This window comes from Streptomyces sp. NPDC002144 (assembly GCF_053593695.1).
In genome coordinates, this window is sequence record NZ_JBSFDB010000004.1 from 207,997 (window position 1) to 223,296 (window position 15,300).

The 15,300-nt window shown below is 69.6% G+C and carries 17 protein-coding genes, 1 tRNA gene and 1 pseudogene; 7 read left to right on the forward strand and 12 right to left on the reverse strand.

From position 1 onward, the window contains the following. Positions 1-36: 36 nt before the first annotated feature. From ACWCQ1_RS08185 to ACWCQ1_RS08210, 6 genes and pseudogenes are all read right to left on the reverse strand, one after another. Positions 37-792 (reverse strand): class E sortase, encoded by a 756-nt coding sequence (locus ACWCQ1_RS08185; protein ID WP_451026081.1) that lies wholly within the window; start codon positions 790-792, stop codon positions 37-39. A gap of 11 nt (positions 793-803) precedes the next feature. Continuing rightward, on the reverse strand, positions 804-1,874 hold the full coding sequence (locus ACWCQ1_RS08190) for a class E sortase (protein WP_451026082.1): 1,071 nt from the start codon (positions 1,872-1,874) through the stop codon (positions 804-806). Then, complete coding sequence (locus tag ACWCQ1_RS08195) at positions 1,871-2,509, reverse strand: aminodeoxychorismate/anthranilate synthase component II (RefSeq protein WP_358600639.1); 639 nt, start codon at positions 2,507-2,509, stop codon at positions 1,871-1,873. Before ACWCQ1_RS08195 ends, ACWCQ1_RS08190 begins: the two co-directional genes overlap by 4 nt. Then, positions 2,506-2,698, reverse strand: a pseudogene (locus tag ACWCQ1_RS08200) (hypothetical protein). The gene ACWCQ1_RS08195 and the pseudogene ACWCQ1_RS08200 overlap by 4 nt, the downstream one beginning before the upstream one ends. A 23-nt stretch (positions 2,699-2,721) precedes the next feature. After that, positions 2,722-3,408 (reverse strand): class E sortase, encoded by a 687-nt coding sequence (locus ACWCQ1_RS08205; protein ID WP_451026083.1) that lies wholly within the window; start codon positions 3,406-3,408, stop codon positions 2,722-2,724. Between the two features lie 23 nt (positions 3,409-3,431). Continuing rightward, positions 3,432-4,211: a DUF881 domain-containing protein gene (locus tag ACWCQ1_RS08210; RefSeq protein ID WP_356770046.1), complete on the reverse strand. Its 780-nt coding sequence runs from the start codon at positions 4,209-4,211 to the stop codon at positions 3,432-3,434. A 142-nt stretch (positions 4,212-4,353) separates the two neighbouring features. Here ACWCQ1_RS08210 and crgA point away from each other — a divergent pair, with 142 nt between their 5' ends. Next, entirely contained in the window at positions 4,354-4,608 is a 255-nt protein-coding gene (gene crgA / locus ACWCQ1_RS08215) for a cell division protein CrgA (protein WP_133048380.1), read from the forward strand. 282 nt (positions 4,609-4,890) lie between these two features. Here the strand turns inward: crgA and ACWCQ1_RS08220 are convergent, their stop codons facing one another. Both ACWCQ1_RS08220 and ACWCQ1_RS08225 read right to left on the reverse strand, forming a co-directional pair. Beyond that, positions 4,891-5,775 (reverse strand): rhomboid family intramembrane serine protease, encoded by an 885-nt coding sequence (locus ACWCQ1_RS08220; protein WP_133048379.1) that lies wholly within the window; start codon positions 5,773-5,775, stop codon positions 4,891-4,893. A 98-nt stretch (positions 5,776-5,873) separates the two neighbouring features. Continuing rightward, complete coding sequence (locus ACWCQ1_RS08225) at positions 5,874-6,407, reverse strand: peptidylprolyl isomerase (RefSeq protein ID WP_208781654.1); 534 nt, start codon at positions 6,405-6,407, stop codon at positions 5,874-5,876. A gap of 306 nt (positions 6,408-6,713) precedes the next feature. Between ACWCQ1_RS08225 and ACWCQ1_RS08230 the strand changes: the two genes are divergently transcribed. Next, on the forward strand, positions 6,714-7,415 hold the full coding sequence (locus ACWCQ1_RS08230) for a DUF5324 family protein (protein WP_133048377.1): 702 nt from the start codon (positions 6,714-6,716) through the stop codon (positions 7,413-7,415). 581 nt (positions 7,416-7,996) lie between these two features. Here ACWCQ1_RS08230 and ACWCQ1_RS08235 read toward each other — a convergent pair. Next, positions 7,997-8,069 (reverse strand) — tRNA-Ala (locus tag ACWCQ1_RS08235). A gap of 182 nt (positions 8,070-8,251) precedes the next feature. Here ACWCQ1_RS08235 and ACWCQ1_RS08240 point away from each other — a divergent pair. After that, a complete protein-coding gene (locus ACWCQ1_RS08240; protein ID WP_133048376.1) occupies positions 8,252-8,800 on the forward strand; it encodes a helix-turn-helix domain-containing protein in 549 nt (182 codons plus the stop codon). Positions 8,801-8,922: 122 nt separating this feature from the next. Further along, a complete protein-coding gene (locus ACWCQ1_RS08245; RefSeq protein WP_451026084.1) occupies positions 8,923-10,683 on the forward strand; it encodes a protein kinase domain-containing protein in 1,761 nt (586 codons plus the stop codon). 4 nt (positions 10,684-10,687) lie between these two features. On the opposite strand, the gene ACWCQ1_RS08250 is transcribed toward ACWCQ1_RS08245, so the two are convergent. Together ACWCQ1_RS08250 and ACWCQ1_RS08255 are read right to left on the reverse strand one after the other, a co-directional pair. Further along, positions 10,688-11,941, reverse strand: a complete 1,254-nt coding sequence (locus ACWCQ1_RS08250; protein ID WP_451026085.1) for a hypothetical protein — start codon at positions 11,939-11,941, stop codon at positions 10,688-10,690. A 201-nt stretch (positions 11,942-12,142) separates the two neighbouring features. After that, positions 12,143-12,271 (reverse strand): DLW-39 family protein, encoded by a 129-nt coding sequence (locus ACWCQ1_RS08255; RefSeq protein WP_003999697.1) that lies wholly within the window; start codon positions 12,269-12,271, stop codon positions 12,143-12,145. A 339-nt stretch (positions 12,272-12,610) separates the two neighbouring features. Here ACWCQ1_RS08255 and ACWCQ1_RS08260 point away from each other — a divergent pair, with 339 nt between their 5' ends. Together ACWCQ1_RS08260 and ACWCQ1_RS08265 are read left to right on the forward strand one after the other, a co-directional pair. Beyond that, positions 12,611-12,985 (forward strand): DUF6344 domain-containing protein, encoded by a 375-nt coding sequence (locus tag ACWCQ1_RS08260; protein ID WP_358600626.1) that lies wholly within the window; start codon positions 12,611-12,613, stop codon positions 12,983-12,985. 224 nt (positions 12,986-13,209) lie between these two features. Beyond that, positions 13,210-13,962: a glycosyltransferase family 2 protein gene (locus ACWCQ1_RS08265; RefSeq protein WP_358600623.1), complete on the forward strand. Its 753-nt coding sequence runs from the start codon at positions 13,210-13,212 to the stop codon at positions 13,960-13,962. On the opposite strand, the gene ACWCQ1_RS08270 is transcribed toward ACWCQ1_RS08265, so the two are convergent. Further along, positions 13,947-14,447 carry a hypothetical protein gene (locus ACWCQ1_RS08270; protein ID WP_358600621.1) on the reverse strand — a complete coding sequence of 167 codons (501 nt, stop codon included), beginning with the start codon at positions 14,445-14,447 and terminating at the stop codon, positions 13,947-13,949. The genes ACWCQ1_RS08265 and ACWCQ1_RS08270 overlap by 16 nt on opposite strands. A gap of 197 nt (positions 14,448-14,644) precedes the next feature. On the opposite strand from ACWCQ1_RS08270, the gene ACWCQ1_RS08275 reads away from it, so the two are divergent. Then, the gene (locus tag ACWCQ1_RS08275) at positions 14,645-15,115 is read left to right on the forward strand and encodes a hypothetical protein (protein ID WP_358600618.1); all 471 of its coding nucleotides are present in this window, start codon (positions 14,645-14,647) and stop codon (positions 15,113-15,115) included. Positions 15,116-15,300: the final 185 nt, after the last annotated feature.

Below are 15,300 nucleotides of genomic sequence, written 5' to 3' on the forward strand. Positions count from 1 at the left end.
CGGCAGGGGCCCTTCGCTTGGTTCAGCCCGCTCGTCTCAGCGCAGTTCCTTCGGCGGAGTCCGCTTGTTGTCGACCTTGTCGACGCGGACCAGTTCGCCCCAGACCACGTAGCGGTAGCGCGAGGTGTACACCGGGGTGCACGTCGTCAGGGTGATGTAGTGGCCTGCCTTGGTCCTGCCGGACTCCTTGGGGACCTGGGCGAGGACCTGGACGTTGTACTTCGAGGTTTCGTCGAGTACGTCGTAGACCTTGTAGACGTACCACTTGTCCTTGGTCTCGAAGACGATCGGGTCGCCGACCTTGAGCTTGTCGATGTTGTGGAACTTGGCGCCGTGGCCGTCCCGGTGGGCGGCGAGCGTGAAGTTGCCCTTCTTGCCCGTCATCGGGAGCGTCGCCTTCAACGGGTCGGTGTAGTAGCCGGCGACGCCGTCGTTGAGGACGTTCGTCGAGGTGCCCTTCTCCACCAGCACCTCGCCGTTCTTCATGGCGGGCACGTGCAGGAAGCCGATGCCGTTCTTCGTGTCCAGCGCGCCCGGGCCGCCCGGCTCGTGGGCCCAGGTGTCGCGGACCTTGTCGCCCTCCTTGTCCGCCTCGCGGTCGGCGACGACGTTCGTCCACCAGAGCGAGTAGACGACGAAAAGGCCCAGCAACAGGCCCGCGGTGATGAGGAGTTCACCGAAGACGCTGACCGCCGTGGCGATCCGGCCGGGACCCCGGCGGCGGGCCGGGGTCCCGGTGTACGCGTCCGCGTCGTCCGTGTCCTCTTGTCTGTCGTCGGTGGTCGCTGCCACGTTCCTCTGTCCTATTCGACGAGCGCATCCGGCTTGCCCTTGCTGCGCGGCCGTTCCTCGACCATCTTGCCCCAGACGATCAACCGGTACTTGCTGGTGAACTCCGGCGTGCAGGTGGTGAGGGTGATGTAGCGGCCGGGCTGGGTGAAACCGGACCCCTTGGGGACGGGGTCGATCACGCTCGTGTTGCTGGGCGAGGTCACCGGCAGCGTCGAGGTCATCTTGTAGACGTAGTACTCGTCCTGCGTCTCCACGACGACCTCGTCGCCCGGCTTGAGCTTGTTGATGTACCGGAACGGCTCGCCGTGCGTGTTGCGGTGGCCGGCCAGCGCGAAGTTCCCGGTCTTCGCGGAGGGCATCGCCGTCTTCAGCTTGCCCTCGCTGTAGTGACCGACCATGCCCTTGTCGAGCACCTTCTTGTTGCTGACGCCCTCGGCGATCGGCACCACCACGTCCAGCTTGGGGATGTGGAGGATCGCGAAGCCCTGCCCCGGCTCGAACTCCCCGGGCGCGCGCTTTCCGCTGGCCCAGTCGTTCTGCAGGGTGCTGGTCTCCTTGTCGGCCTGCGCGTGGGCGCGGACGTTCGTCCACCACAGCTGGTAGGAGACGAACAGCAGCATCAGGACACCGGTGGTGATGAACAGCTCACCGATCGCCCGGCTCGCGATCACCCCGGCGCTGGGCTTGCGCGCGCGGGCCTGACGCCGGGCCTCCATCCGGGACAGCGGTGCCCGCACCCCGGACGTCGCAGAAGCAGAGGTCTCAGAAGCCTCAGCAGTATCAGGAGTCGCCGGAGCTCCCCCATGACGCCCATGACGGCGCTTGGCGGCCTTTCTGCGGGCCGCTCGGCCTCCCGGGGTGACTCCGCCCGCAGCAGCGGCCGTTGAGGCGCCAGACGGCCGCACAGCCAATATCGACTCGCCGGGCGGCGGATTCGGGATCCGCAGCGCCACGGTCTCCTCGTCGATCGGCGGCTCGTAGGCCTGCCGCCCCACCGCCCAGTCCTCGAACGTGCCGGAGGCCTCGTGCGGCTCCTGCCCGTACGAGGTGCCGGACTCGCGCTCGGGGCGCAGCGCGGTCACGCCGTGGCCCTGCCCACCACCGGGGCGAGCCCCACCGACCTCGCCACCGCGCCCTGGTCGCCGCACTCCACCAGCCAGTTGGCCAGCATCCGGTGCCCGTGCTCGGTGAGCACCGACTCGGGGTGGAACTGCACGCCCTCGACGGGGAGTTCACGGTGCCTGAGGCCCATGATGATCCCGTCGTGGGTGCGCGCGGTGACCTCCAGCTCGGCCGGGACGGTGGGCGGCATCGCCGCCAGCGAGTGGTACCGGGTCGCGGTGAACGGCGTCGGCAGGCCGGCGAAGACGCCCTTGCCCTCGTGCTCGACCAGCGAGGTCTTGCCGTGCAGCAGCTCCGGGGCGCGGTCCACCACACCGCCGTACGCCACCTGCATGGACTGCATGCCGAGGCAGACGCCGAAGACCGGGACGCCGGTCGTGGCGCAGTGGCGCACCATCTCGACGCAGACGCCGGCCTCCTCGGGTGTGCCCGGGCCCGGCGAGAGCAGGACGCCGTCGAAGCCGTCCTGGGCGTGCGCGGTCGACACCTCGTCGTTGCGCAGCACCTCGCACTCGGCACCCAGCTGGTACAGGTACTGGACCAGGTTGAAGACGAAGCTGTCGTAGTTGTCCACGACCAGAATGCGCGCGCTCACTGGTTGTCCACCGTCACATCGTTGAAGGGAAGCAGCGGTTCGGCCCACGGGAAGACGTACTGGAACAGGACGTAGACCACCAGCAGGACCAGGGCGAGCGAGATCAGCGCCTTCACCCACACGTTCCCCGGCAGATGCCGCCAGATCCAGCCGTACATGCCGTCCCTTCCGTTCCACCCACGGCACCAGTCCAACGCCGTACCGTCACCAGACTAACGGCGCAGCGCGGCCGGTTTGCCTGCCTCCACAGGCTGTGTGGAGTCCAGGTGCCCCCACACGATCAGGCGGTGGCTGTGCCCCCACTCCGGATCGCACGTGGTCAGCGTGAGATAACGGCCCGGACGCGTGTACCCCGACTTACGTGGCACAGGGTCGATCACCTCAACGTCGGTGGGAACCGTTTTGTAGGGGCCTTTGTCGATCCGATACGTGAACCAAGTGGTCCCGTCGGTGAGCACCACGGCGTCGCCCGGCCGCAGTTTCGGGAAGTCCACGAAGGGGTCGCCGTACGTGCGACGGTGGCCGGCGACCGCGAAGTTGCCGACCTGGCCGAGCTGCGCGGTGTCCGCGTAGTGCCCGAGGCCCTTCTTCAGGGTGTTGACGGCGGTGTTCTCCAGCACGGGCTTGTTCCACGTGAAACCAATCCGCGGGATGTACATGATCGCGAAAGGCCTGCCCGGACTGTAGGGCGCCGGTTTCTTGAGCGTGGCGGCGGTGCCGGCCGTCGTCGTGGGGCGCACGGTCTGCTTCGACCACTGGTTGTGCAGCACATCGATCTGGTGGCTCATCGCGCCGTCCGCCCGAACACCCGTCCAGAACAGGACATAGGCGACGAAGAGGACTATCAACGCACCGACGGTGATGAACAGTTCGCTGACGGTCCTGACGACGACGCGCACCGGCAGCTCCCGAGCGGCTCAGTTCACTTCACGGGCTGGGCGTAGTGCAGATCCACTGTGCCCGAGTAGCCGGGAAGAGTCACCGTCCCGTCCTGGGTGACTTTCCAGCCGAGGCCGTACACGTTGACGTACACCATGTAGTTCTGGATCGCCTTCGAGGCCGACATCGCCTGGTTCAGCTTGTCCGGGTCCCCGATCGCCGTGATCTTGTACGGCGGCGAGTAGACCCGGCCCTGGAGGATCAGGGTGTTGCCCACGCAGCGCACGGCGCTGGTGGAGATCAGCCGCTGGTCCATGACCTTGATCCCCTTGGCTCCGCCCTGCCACAGGGCGTTCACCACGGCCTGCAGGTCCTGCTGGTGGATGACCAGGTAGTCGGGCTGCGGCTCGGGATAGCCCGGGAGCTTGGCGGTGGCGTTCGGCGGGGCGTCGTTGAGCGTGACGGTGATCGCCCTGCCCTTGAGCTTCTGCGTGCCCGCGCTCTTCTCCAGGCCGGCGAGCTTCTCGTCCTGCGCCTTGGTGCTGCCGTCGTCGCGCTCGGCGAGCGCCTCGACGTCCCCGCGCAGGGAGGCGTTGGACTCGTCCAGTTCCTTGTTCTTGCGGCTGCGCTCCTGGATGAGGTCCGAAAGCTTCAACAAGGACGTGTCCGTGCGGATATTGGTGCCCTTGGCCGTATTGAAACTGGTGAAGAAAATGAGCCCCGCGAGGGCGAAGACGGCCACCGTGAGGATCCGTACGGGCCGGAAACGGGGCCCCCGGCCAGGACTGGATCCGGCCTGGGGGGAGTCGGCAGAATTGCTCAACGTACCCTTATCTCCTTCGGCACCGCGGAAGCACTACGCTAACGGACGCCCGGGGGAGCTCTGAGAGTCCCCTTGTACGCTGCCCCGGAGCCAGCCCCAGTTCCCTGCGCGGCCACGCAGCGCATCGACAGGAGAGACCCTCGTGCCGAAGTCACGTATCCGCAAGAAGGCCGACTACACGCCGCCTCCGGCGAAGCAGGCGACCAACCTCAAGCTGCACAGCCGCGGCTGGGTCGCGCCTGTGATGCTGGCCATGTTCGTCATCGGCCTCGCCTGGATCGTCGTCTTCTATGTGACCGACGGTTCGCTGCCCATCGACGCGCTGGACAACTGGAACATCGTGGTGGGCTTCGGCTTCATCGCCGCGGGATTCGGCGTCTCCACGCAGTGGAAGTAGCGGTCGACGCGACGGCCACGGCCGGGTGAACCCAGCTCTGCCCACGGCTATCCGCAGAGTTATCCACAGCCCGGAGAAAAAATCCACAGAGCCCCTGGGGATAAAGAACGACGATCTGTGGATAACCCGTCGGGCGTTGACGCCGGTACGACCATCCCATGACTCTTCGCAAGCCTGTTCGCCCCCTGCCTGACCTGCGCAAACACGGTCAGTGACAGGGGGCGCAGCTGTTCCCGTCCGTCATGCACAAGATTCGCCACCCGCTGTGGACAACCGGGCACGTCAGGTGAGCTGAGCCGTCCTGATCAGGGTCAGGACCACGACAACCAGCAGGACGAGCGCACAGGTGCCGTACTGCACGAGGGCGCGGTGTCTGCGGGGTGCATGGACCATTCCGTAGCCGGTGATCACACCGGCGACCAGACCGCCGATGTGGGCCTGCCAGGAGATACCGCCCCAGCCGAAGGTGATGACCAGGTTGATCGCCAGCAGGGCGAGGATCGGCCGCATGTCGTAGTTGAGCCGGCGCATCAGCACGGCGGTGGCGCCGAAGAGGCCGAAGATGGCGCCGGAGGCGCCGAGGGTCGCGGTGGTCGGTGAACCCACCAGATAGGCCAGGGCACTGCCCGCGAGACCCGAGGCGAAGTACACCGCGAGATAGCGCGCACGGCCGAGGGCCGCTTCCAGGGGCCCGCCGAGCCACCACAGGCTCAGCATGTTGAAGGCGATGTGCCACAGCTCCTGGTGCGCGAACATCGAGGTCACCAGGCGGTACCACTCACCCGCGGCGACGCCCTGCGTCGCGTGGTACGGCGCCGGGGGCCACTCCCCGATGAGGACCAGGTGGTCCAGCAGCGAGGGCCGTACGTGCACGGCGATGAACACCGCCACGTTGATCCCGATGAGGATCTTGGTGAGCAGACGCGGGTCGGCCGCGACGCTGCCGCCGGCGATCGTACGAGGACGGGCCGCGGCCGGCGGATGCCCGGTGCCGGAGTCGCCGCGGGCGCATTCGGGGCACTGGAAGCCGACCGAGGCGTTGACCATGCACTCGGGGCAGATCGGCCGCTCGCAGCGGGTGCAGCGGATGCCGGTCTCGCGGTCCGGGTGGCGGTAGCAGCCGGGCGCGCTCGTGGCGTCCTGCGAGCTGCCTGCCGCGTGGTCCATGACATCCCCTAGGTCGTCGTACGGGTGCGTTGCGCAAAAGCACCGCCCCGCCCATCTTTACGGATGAGCGGGGCGTTTGGTTCCTGCCGTGCGGCGACTCAGCCCTCGCGCGTCTCGACGACGACCGACTCGATGACGACGTCGTTGACCGGACGGTCGGTGCGCGGGTTGGTCTGGGCGGTGGCGATGGCGTCCACGACCTTCTGGCTGGCCGCGTCGGTGACCTCGCCGAAGATGGTGTGCTTGCGGTTCAGCCACGTCGTGGGGGCGACGGTGATGAAGAACTGCGAGCCGTTGGTGCCCGGACCCGCGTTGGCCATGGCCAGCAGGTAGGGCTTGTTGAAGGACAGGTCCGGGTGGAACTCGTCCTCGAACTGGTAACCGGGACCGCCGGTGCCGTTGCCCAGCGGGTCACCGCCCTGAATCATGAAACCGCTGATCACCCGGTGGAAGACCGTGCCGTCGTAGAGCCTGTCCGTGGACTTGGCGCCGGTGGCGGGGTTGACCCACTCACGCTCGCCCTGGGCGAGCTCGACGAAGTTCCGGACCGTCTTGGGGGCGTGGTTCGGCAGGAGCCGGACGTCGATGTCGCCGTGGTTGGTCTTCAGGGTGGCGTAAAGCTGCTCAGCCACGATCTGCCTTCCGTTGTCTTTCCGTGACCCCCCGATCCTCGCACGGTACCCGCCCCACGTCGTCCGGCACCCGCTTCTCGGCGCGGATCCCGGGTAACCGGATGCGGAAAACCGGTCTTGTACCCCCCGGTACCGGAGCGAAGGGCGGCGATCCGTGGCATTGTCGACGACAAGCTCTCGTTGCCCCTTATTCATCCTCAGATGACCCGGATGCCCGCCCTCGCATGCCTGAGGGTTCGTTGACAGGCATGATCCGTAAAAGGGTGGAAAGTCGAAATACCGTACGCCACCGAGGAGGAGGAACCCGTGACCCGCATCGACAGCGTGCGCGCCGCGACCGGTTCGGCGAAGGACAGCGTGCTGCACGCCGCGGAAGTGGTGGCGCCCTACGCCGACACGGCCAAGGACAGGGCCGCGCACTACGCACACGAGGCACGCGTACGGCTTGCGCCGAAGGTGTCCCTGGCGGCCGACCAGGCACGCGTCCAGTACGACGCCCTTGTCGCGCCGCGGCTGGAACAGGCACGCACCCATGTGCCGCCGAAGGTCGACCAGGCCGCCCATGAGGCGGCCGTCCGTACCCGCAAGGCGGCCCGGCAGGCCGCCGACTACTCACGGCCGAGGATCGAGCAGGCGGTCGCCGTCGCCGGGCCCGTCGCGGACGAGGCCGCCGCGCGCGGTGCCGCCGCGCTGGCCGCGCTGCGCGGCCAGGTCTCGGCGAAGGAGATCCAGAAGCTGGTCCGCAGGCAGGAGCGGCGGGCCCGGGCCGGCCGCGCGGCCAGGACGCTGCTGGTGATCAGCGCGGTCGCCGGCGGTGCCTTCGCCGCCTGGAAGTGGTGGGACAAGCAGGCCAACCCGGACTGGCTGGTCGAGCCGCCCGCCGCCACCGAGGTGCCCGAGACGAGCCGGCTGACGTCCGTGGACGGCAGCGGACAGTCGGTGCTCGACCCCGAGGTCCAGGCGAAGGAGGCCGAGGAGGAGGCCGCCAAGCACGACGAGGGCCACTGACCTCCGAGGCGCCCGACCACGCCCGTGGGGCGGGAGACTTGACGGTCTCCCGCCCCACGACTGTCTTCCCCTGTCTCCACCGCGGACGATGACGTTTGCAACGCCCCGTCTGTGCGGACCCTGTGCGGACTCTCTTTACGGAGTGCGTCCTTCTGGTTACCGCGATCCCCTTCGCGCCAGCTCAGGGCAAGGGCTCTCTACCCGCGTCCACCGCCCCCTGCGCCGTACGGGCCGCCGCGGTGACCGCCCATGGATCTTGACGAATGCTCATCTTTGCGCAAACTTTTGCAATGTTCGCGGGGAGAGGGCGCCCCGGTGATGCACGTCACCGGCCGAGGGGAGCCGGGAATCACCCCCTCGAGCCCAGCTGAGGGGACGCGATCGCAGGGCACCGGCGCGGCTTGGGATCGCGGCCGACATGGAGGAAGGGTGCCCGCAGCGGCAGCGAGCAGCGAACGGCCGGACGGCAGCCTCGGCCCGGTGACGGCCCCGGAGTGTCCTGCGGGCCGTTCCAACGCCGCGGCCGACGGCATGAAAAGACCCCTCCGACCATGTTTCTCCAGGTCAGAGGGGTTTCGATGTGGAGCCTAGGGGAGTCGAACCCCTGACATCTGCCATGCAAAGACAGCGCTCTACCAACTGAGCTAAGGCCCCGGAAGTGGTGCGTCCCATCGGAAGAACCGCGTACCGACGTGCGCCGGAGACCAGAGTACCGGGTCATCCCGGGGATCTCGCAAAAAGATTGGGGGTCCCCGCAGACGACCACTCTCCGTAAGATGCTCGGCGTGGTTCGCTACAGCGAACCACCGTACTTGGGGAAGCGATGGGGAGACGCAATGGACGCCGCACAGCAGGAAGCCACCGCAAGAGCGCGGGAACTGCAGCGGAACTGGTACGGGGAGCCACTGGGGGCGCTCTTCCGTAAGCTCATAGACGATCTCGGCCTCAACCAGGCTCGTCTTGCGGGGGTTCTGGGCCTGTCCGCTCCGATGCTGTCACAGCTGATGAGCGGTCAGCGGGCGAAGATCGGCAATCCCGCTGTCGTACAGCGGGTGCAGCTGCTGCAGGACCTGGCGGGGCAGGTCGCGGACGGCAGTGTCAGCGCGGCGGAGGCCACCGACCGCATGGAGGAGATCAAGAAGTCTCAGGGGGGATCTGTGCTCAGCAACACCACGACCACGACCAGCAGTTCGGGAGCGCCGACCGTCAAGCGGGTGGTCCGCGAGATCCAGTCGCTCCTGCGGTCCGTGGCCGCCGCGGGCGACATCATCGAGGCCGCGGACACCCTCGCCCCGAGCCACCCGGAACTGGCAGAGTTCCTCCGGGTGTACGGCGCCGGCCGCACCTCCGACGCCGTCGCGCACTACCAGTCCCACCAGAACTGAGCCCGCGGCCCGGTTCGTCGAAGGGGGTTCGGCGGCCGGGCCACGGCAACGAGGGGGAGTCGTATCGCTCATCCAGGGGGAAGCAAGGGGGGTAGCCGAAGGGGGAGGAGCGACGCACAGCCATGGGTGAGGTCTTCGCCGGCCGGTACGAACTGGTCGACCCGATCGGGCGCGGAGGGGTCGGCGCCGTGTGGCGTGCCTGGGACCACCGCCGGCGCCGCTATGTGGCCGCCAAGGTGCTCCAGCAGAGCGACGCGCACTCCCTGCTGCGGTTCGTCCGTGAGCAGGCTCTGCGGATCGATCACCCCCATGTGCTCGCGCCCGCCAGTTGGGCCGCCGACGACGACAAGGTTCTGTTCACCATGGACCTGGTCGCCGGCGGCTCGCTGGTCCATCTGATCGGCGACTACGGTCCTCTGCCGCCCGCGTTCGTCTGCACGCTGCTCGATCAGCTGCTGTCGGGGCTGGCCGCGGTGCACGCCGAGGACGTGGTGCACCGGGACATCAAACCCGCCAACGTGCTGCTGGAGGCCACCGGTACGGGCCGGCCGCGGCTGCGGCTGTCGGACTTCGGCATCGCCATGCGGCTGGGTGAGCCGCGGCTTACGGAGACCAACCTCGTGGTGGGAACGCCCGGTTATCTCGCGCCCGAGCAGATGATGGGCGCGGAACCCGACTTCCCCGCGGACCTGTTCGCCGTCGGTCTGGTCGCGCTGTATCTGCTGGAGGGCGCCAAGCCGGACACCAAGGCGCTCGTGGAGTACTTCGCGGCGCACGGGACGCCGGGCGCGCCCAAGAGCGTTCCCGAGCCGCTGTGGCAGGTCGTGGCGACGCTGCTGCAGCCCGACCCGCAGGCGCGGTTCAGGACCGCCACGGGGGCGCGCAAGGCGCTTGCCGCGGCCAGGGAGCTGCTGCCGGAGCCCGGTCCCGACGACGAGCTGATCGAGATCTTCGACCAGATCGGACCGCTGCCGCCGGGGTTCGCCGCCGAGGGGCCCCTGAAACCGGCACCCGGAGTCGAGGTCAGGGCGAGCGCCTCCCCCGGCGATTCGTCGTCCACCTCCGGTACGGGTTCTCTGCCCTACGAGTCCGGCCCGGGCTCTCGGGCCCCCGAGTCGGGCGCAGGGTCCATATCGCCCGCGTCCGGCGCAGGATCCGTGCCGCCCGCGTCCGGCGCAGGATCCGTGCCGTCCAGCTCCGGCGTGGGTTCTCTGCCGTTCGGAGCAGGTTCCGGCTCCGTGCCGTCCGGCCCCGGTACAGGTTCCTTGCCGTACGGCTCCGGCGCAGACTCCGGGCCGCCTCCCACCCGTACAACCGCCGTACCGTCCGCGGGCGTTGCTCCCCCCGTCGACCCGCGCCGGGACACCGGCTCCCAGCCGCAGTCGGCCGTCCCCGCTCAGCCGCCCGGCATGTCGGACACCGGCAGCTTCCATCTGCCACCGCCCCAGGCCACCGTCACCTCCGCCGCTTCCCCCCGAACTCCCTCTCCGCAGGCGCCGGCCGCCCCGCAGCCACCGCCCCACGTACAGGCGCAGGCACAGGGCCAGACACCTCAGGGCGGTCAGCCCTACCCCGCCCACGTCTCCCCCCACGACCCCACGCACGTCCTGTCCTCCCCCCGTGCCGTGCCTCCGGCTCCGCACCAGCGCGACGATGCCTCTACTGCTTCGTACACCGCTCAGGACCGGCAGGTTCCACCTCCCGCGCAGGAAATCGCTCCGCACCTGGTCAACGGCCTCACGCAGGACACCGCGCGCCGCAGCCACCGGGCCGCACGCCGAGCCCGCCGACCCGGCGGCCCGCCCGCCAAGGTGGCCCTGCCGCTCCTGCTGTTCGCCCTGGTCAGCTACGCGGTCGGCTTCTGGGCCCTGACCCGCGTCTGACGCCTCACGAGGCCCGAACCCGCCGTCGCCCCACGACCGTCCACACCCCGAGCACCACCAGCACCACTGTCCCCGCGCCGATGCCCCCCGCGGCGAGTGCCCTCATCGCGTCGCCGCCCGCGCCGCTCCCGCCGTCCCCGGCGGCTGCGCGGTCCTGGGCCGTGACACCGAAGACGTCCTGCGGGACGGCCTGCCCGGCGTACCCGGGGCCGTCCTGGGCCGCGCCCGTGACCCGGACCCGCAGTGTCAGCCCGAACGGCCCGGTGCCGAAGTCGTCGGCCACCGCGGTGGAGAGGTGGATCGCGAGGTAGTACCAGCCGGCGAAGCGCATGCCGTTGACCTGGTCGGTGGGCGCGTAGCGGTTGGCGTAGGCGACAGGCGGTACCGGGGCCAGGGAGGCCGTGTTCTGGCTGCCGTCGTAGCCGATCTCGATGTCCTCGACGTCGGCGCGCACGGGGTTGTAGAGGGTCATCTGCAGCGCGCCCACCGCGTAACCGCTGCTGTCGCCGGCGTCGTGGCTGCCCAGCTCCGCCACGGCGGACGGCTGCTGGCCCCAGTCGACGGGGACCTTGTAGAAGAGCGTCTGCCCGGGCGAGATGCCGGCGCGCCAGACGCCCTGTTTCACCGAGGCCGCCCGGGCGAACCCGGCCCCGCCCTGGCGCGTGGTGGCCTCGCCGGTGAGCGGGGAGGGGGTGGCGGAGTTCCAGGTCGTCGGCGCGCTGGTCGCGCCGGTCCGGCCGAGGCGCGGCTCGGTCGCGGTGGCCAGTTCCAGGTCCCAGGTGCCGGAGGTCGAGCCGTCGGCGTCGGCGCGCTCGACGACCACGTAGTACGGGCCGCCGCCCTCGCACAGGGGCATGCGCGGGGACGTCGTCCGCGCGCCCCAGGCCGTGATGGGATGCGGACTGCCGGTGATCCCGAAGTTGGCGCTCTCATAGGAGCAGGAGTTGCCCCGGGAGTTCTGCACCGAGACCTTGATGCCGTCGTTCACGGAGAGCTTGCCGCTGCCGCGCGGTACGGCGGTGACGGCGACGTAGGCGCTGGTGGAGGCGTCGGGTTCGAGGCGGTAGTAGAGCTTCGCGCCTTTGGGGAGGGAGCTGCGGTAGCTCCTGCCGGGGTCGAGGAGGGCGGCGTCCGTGGTACCCGTCGCGCCCTTGACGGTCCGGGCGTCCGCCGCGAACGCGTAGGAGGAGTCCGCCGCCGAGGCCGGCCCCGCCGTCAGCGCCACCGAGACGCACAGCACCGCTCCGGCGGCCGCCACGCGCGCGCGTACCGGAGTCCGGCCGTGCCCCGGTCTCGCGCGCCACCACGTCGTACGCCGCCCCATCACGCGCCACCCCTCGTCGTTGCCCGGACCGTGGGACCGTCGCCCATCCTGCCCCGGGATGCGGCGTGGCATCCGGGCAACGCAAAACCCCGACCGTTCTGACGGCCGGGGTTTTTCAGAATCGGATGTCGGTGCTCACGAACCCGTGGGCACGGAGTCAGTCGCCTCCGTCCACAGATCCTGCTCGGCGCGATCCGCCTGGATCTGGCGGTACACGAGGAGCCCGCCGATGGCGGCCAGTGCGACCAGGAGAAGCTTCTTCACCGCGCGACCTCGTCTCTTCCTTGACGTAGGGGACCTCTGGCGCCCGACTATACACACCGACCGATATCGATCGGTGACCTGCGTCCGGCCTCAACTCCCGGTCCCGAAACCGCAGTAGAACCGGAGCCGACCGCTCCGATCTGAGGGTGATCACACCTCCACGGACGGTTACTTTGATCCCTCTTAGGTGATTCTTCTCCACTTTTCTGGCTGTTTGCACCCATCCGAGTGGTGTTCATCCGAAGATCGACGCGCCACGGGCGTCGGTCCACCATTTCACGGCCCCCATACACATCATGAGGAAAGTACGCAAATCGCCCAACCCGAAAGTGAGGGGCCATGGCCCGGAACCAGGTCATGAAGCTGTGGAGCACCATCGTCACCGTCTTCTTCGCGCTGTGTGCGGCGCTCGGACTCGCCACGTCGACCGCCACCGCGGCCGTAGCGCAGACCGAGGCGACCGGCAACAGCACGAGCGGGACCGCGCACCACGTGACGATGCCAACACCGTCCCAGCACTGGTCCTGGTTCTTCGCACGAGCCCTGCCCCCCACGATGAAGCAGCGCATCCGGGCCGAGGCCCACGGCAAGTCACCGAGCTGCCGCCACCGTCCCCGCACGGACGCCGACGCGAGCGCCGAGACCCTTCTGCCCGAGCAGGCCACCCCCCTCTGCGCCCCGGCGGACCTCGCCACGGCTCCCCTTCAGCGCTGAGACACCGCTCCTCTTCGCCACTGGCCGATCGTCTTCGATACCGGCCGACCCTCTTCAGAACTGAGAATCAACGCCTCTTCTCCCTCCCCGACGCACCCGACGTAACGGCGAACTTGCGTACACACAACCGCCTGTTGAAGACCTCCAGCCGTATGCCGGCCGGAGGTCCTCACGTCGTGGTGCACCCTTGATCGCCCCCTCTGGGCGGCCCGTAGCCTGGGCCCATGCCCCACATCCTCGTCGTCACCGCCGTCCATCCCCCATCGGCCGAGTTATTGGGGGACGCCTACAAGTCTCTGTGCGCCCAGGAGCTCCCCGAGGGCTGGGAATGGCACTGGGTGGTCCAGGAGGACGGCAGGACGGACGCGGTGCGCCCCTGCGTCCCCGACGACGAGCGGGTGACCTTTCTCCAGGGGCGGCCCGGCGGCCCGGGAGTCGCCCGGACCATCGCCCTCGCCCACACCGAGGCCGCGTACGTCAAAGTGCTGGACGCCGACGACCTGCTCACGGCGGGGGCGCTGGCGCGCGACCTCGCGGCTCTCGAAGCCGACCCCACCCTCGGCTGGGCGACGTCACGCGCCCTGGACCTGCTGCCGGACGGTTCGACCGTCGGCTTTGCGGACGACCCCGACGAGGGCCCCGTCGAGCGCGGGACCGTGCTCGACTTCTGGCGGGCGAACGACTTCCGCGCCCAGGTCCACCCCGCGACCCTCTTCGTCCGACGGGACCTGCTGCTGGCGCTCGGCGGGTGGATGGCCCTGCCCGCCTCCGAGGACACAGGACTGCTGCTGGCGCTGAACGGCGTGAGCCGGGGCTGGTTCACCCGCGAGCCGGGGCTCCTCTACCGGAAGTGGGAGGGACAGGTGACCGGGCAGGCGGCGCATGTGGACCCAGCCGAGCGGGCGGCGCGCATGGCGGTGGTGGAGGAGAGGGCACGGGCTCTCGCCTCCCTCGGCTGGAGCTATTCGGCGTCCTGAGCTCCCTGCGCACGTCCCGCCGACGCGAGCCACTGGGCGACCCGGCGCACGGTCGTCTCGTCGAGCCGGTCCACGACGGCCTCCACGGCCGCCCAGTCGTCCTGCGTGAGGTCGTAGAGTCCCGCCTTGCCCAGGCCGGCCATGATGACCTGCTGCCGGCGGTCGTCCATGCGCTCCGTGAGCCTGCTCGGCTTCTCCGGGCCCGTGGGAGGAGCCTCGGGCGTCGCGGCGGGCGCCGTGGCCGTGGCTGTGGCCGTGGAGACGTCGTAGCGCTGCCAGGATCCGTCCTTCGGGCCCCACAGACTGACCGTCAGGTCCTCTCCACGCGCGCGTACCGTGTGCGCCATCTCGCCGAGGGCGTACTGGACGGGGGCGCGGTGGGGTGATTCGGCGCACGTCTGCCAGGAGGCCGAGGAGGGCCGGTAGGTCAGCGCGACCCAGCGCGGGACGCCGGTCGGCTGCGGACTCTCGGGACGGGTCTCCACGTAAATCACCCCTTCGGAGGCTGCACGGCAGGGTGACCATAGCTGACGACCCGTCAGATAACCAGGCCGCCCTTCCGTCCGCCTGTTCTCTTCACGCCCGGCATGTCACCCTGCCCGCGCCTGCTGCCCCTGCACACGGCGACACCCGGCTTCGGGGGCGGGCAGGACGAGTGCACGTCCTGATCAGGGAGGCGGAGATGAGCGAAGTCGAAGAGGTGGGTACGACGAGGTCCGCGGAGTCGCTCCGCACGGCACACCGCACTCGCGCGCGGAGTGCGTACGACCGCGCCGTGGCCGCGTGCCGGCACGCCGGAGTGGACCAGTCCGACGCCGAACTCGTGCCGAAGAGCCCTGTCGGGCGGGCCGCCCACGCCCTGCGCCTCTGTGCCCAGTCGCTCGACGCGCTCACCGCCGGCACCGCCGACCCGGCCGCCGACGCCCGCTGCGCACGGAACGCGGCCGCCACGGCCGCACTGGCCGCTCAGGTGGCCCAAGCGGCGGACGGTGACGGATCCCTCGCCGCATTGCGGGCCGCTCTCGCCGCCTCGCGGGCCGCGGCGGTCGCGGCCGGCGGAGTAGCGGCGGGCCGAGACATCGCCCTCAATGCGACTGCCGACGAAGCTGAGAAATTCGCGGTGGTCGCGGCTTTCGAGGCGGGGTGGATGTGAAGCGGGCACCCGGAGCCAGGCCGTGTTTCACGTGAAACATCGGGTTTCACGTGAAACATCGGCGGGCGCATCCCCGGGTGCCGCGCCGTTCGGCGCCGGTCCCTCCCCTCGTGGGGACCGGCGCCGAACGCCACGGATCTCTCGGACTCAGCCGACCCGGGGCGGCGCCACCCTCCGGTTCTCCC

Excerpts from the sequence above, each read along its gene's own strand:
- ACWCQ1_RS08240 (WP_133048376.1), top strand. The coding sequence starts at position 8,252 with ATGGACGCCGCACAGCAGGAAGCCACCGCAAGAGCGCGGGAACTGCAG.
- ACWCQ1_RS08275 (WP_358600618.1), top strand. The coding sequence starts at position 14,645 with ATGAGCGAAGTCGAAGAGGTGGGTACGACGAGGTCCGCGGAGTCGCTC.
- ACWCQ1_RS08245 (WP_451026084.1), top strand. The coding sequence starts at position 8,923 with ATGGGTGAGGTCTTCGCCGGCCGGTACGAACTGGTCGACCCGATCGGG.
- ACWCQ1_RS08220 (WP_133048379.1), bottom strand. The coding sequence starts at position 5,775 with ATGGACCACGCGGCAGGCAGCTCGCAGGACGCCACGAGCGCGCCCGGC.
- ACWCQ1_RS08260 (WP_358600626.1), top strand. The coding sequence starts at position 12,611 with ATGGCCCGGAACCAGGTCATGAAGCTGTGGAGCACCATCGTCACCGTC.
- ACWCQ1_RS08265 (WP_358600623.1), top strand. The coding sequence starts at position 13,210 with ATGCCCCACATCCTCGTCGTCACCGCCGTCCATCCCCCATCGGCCGAG.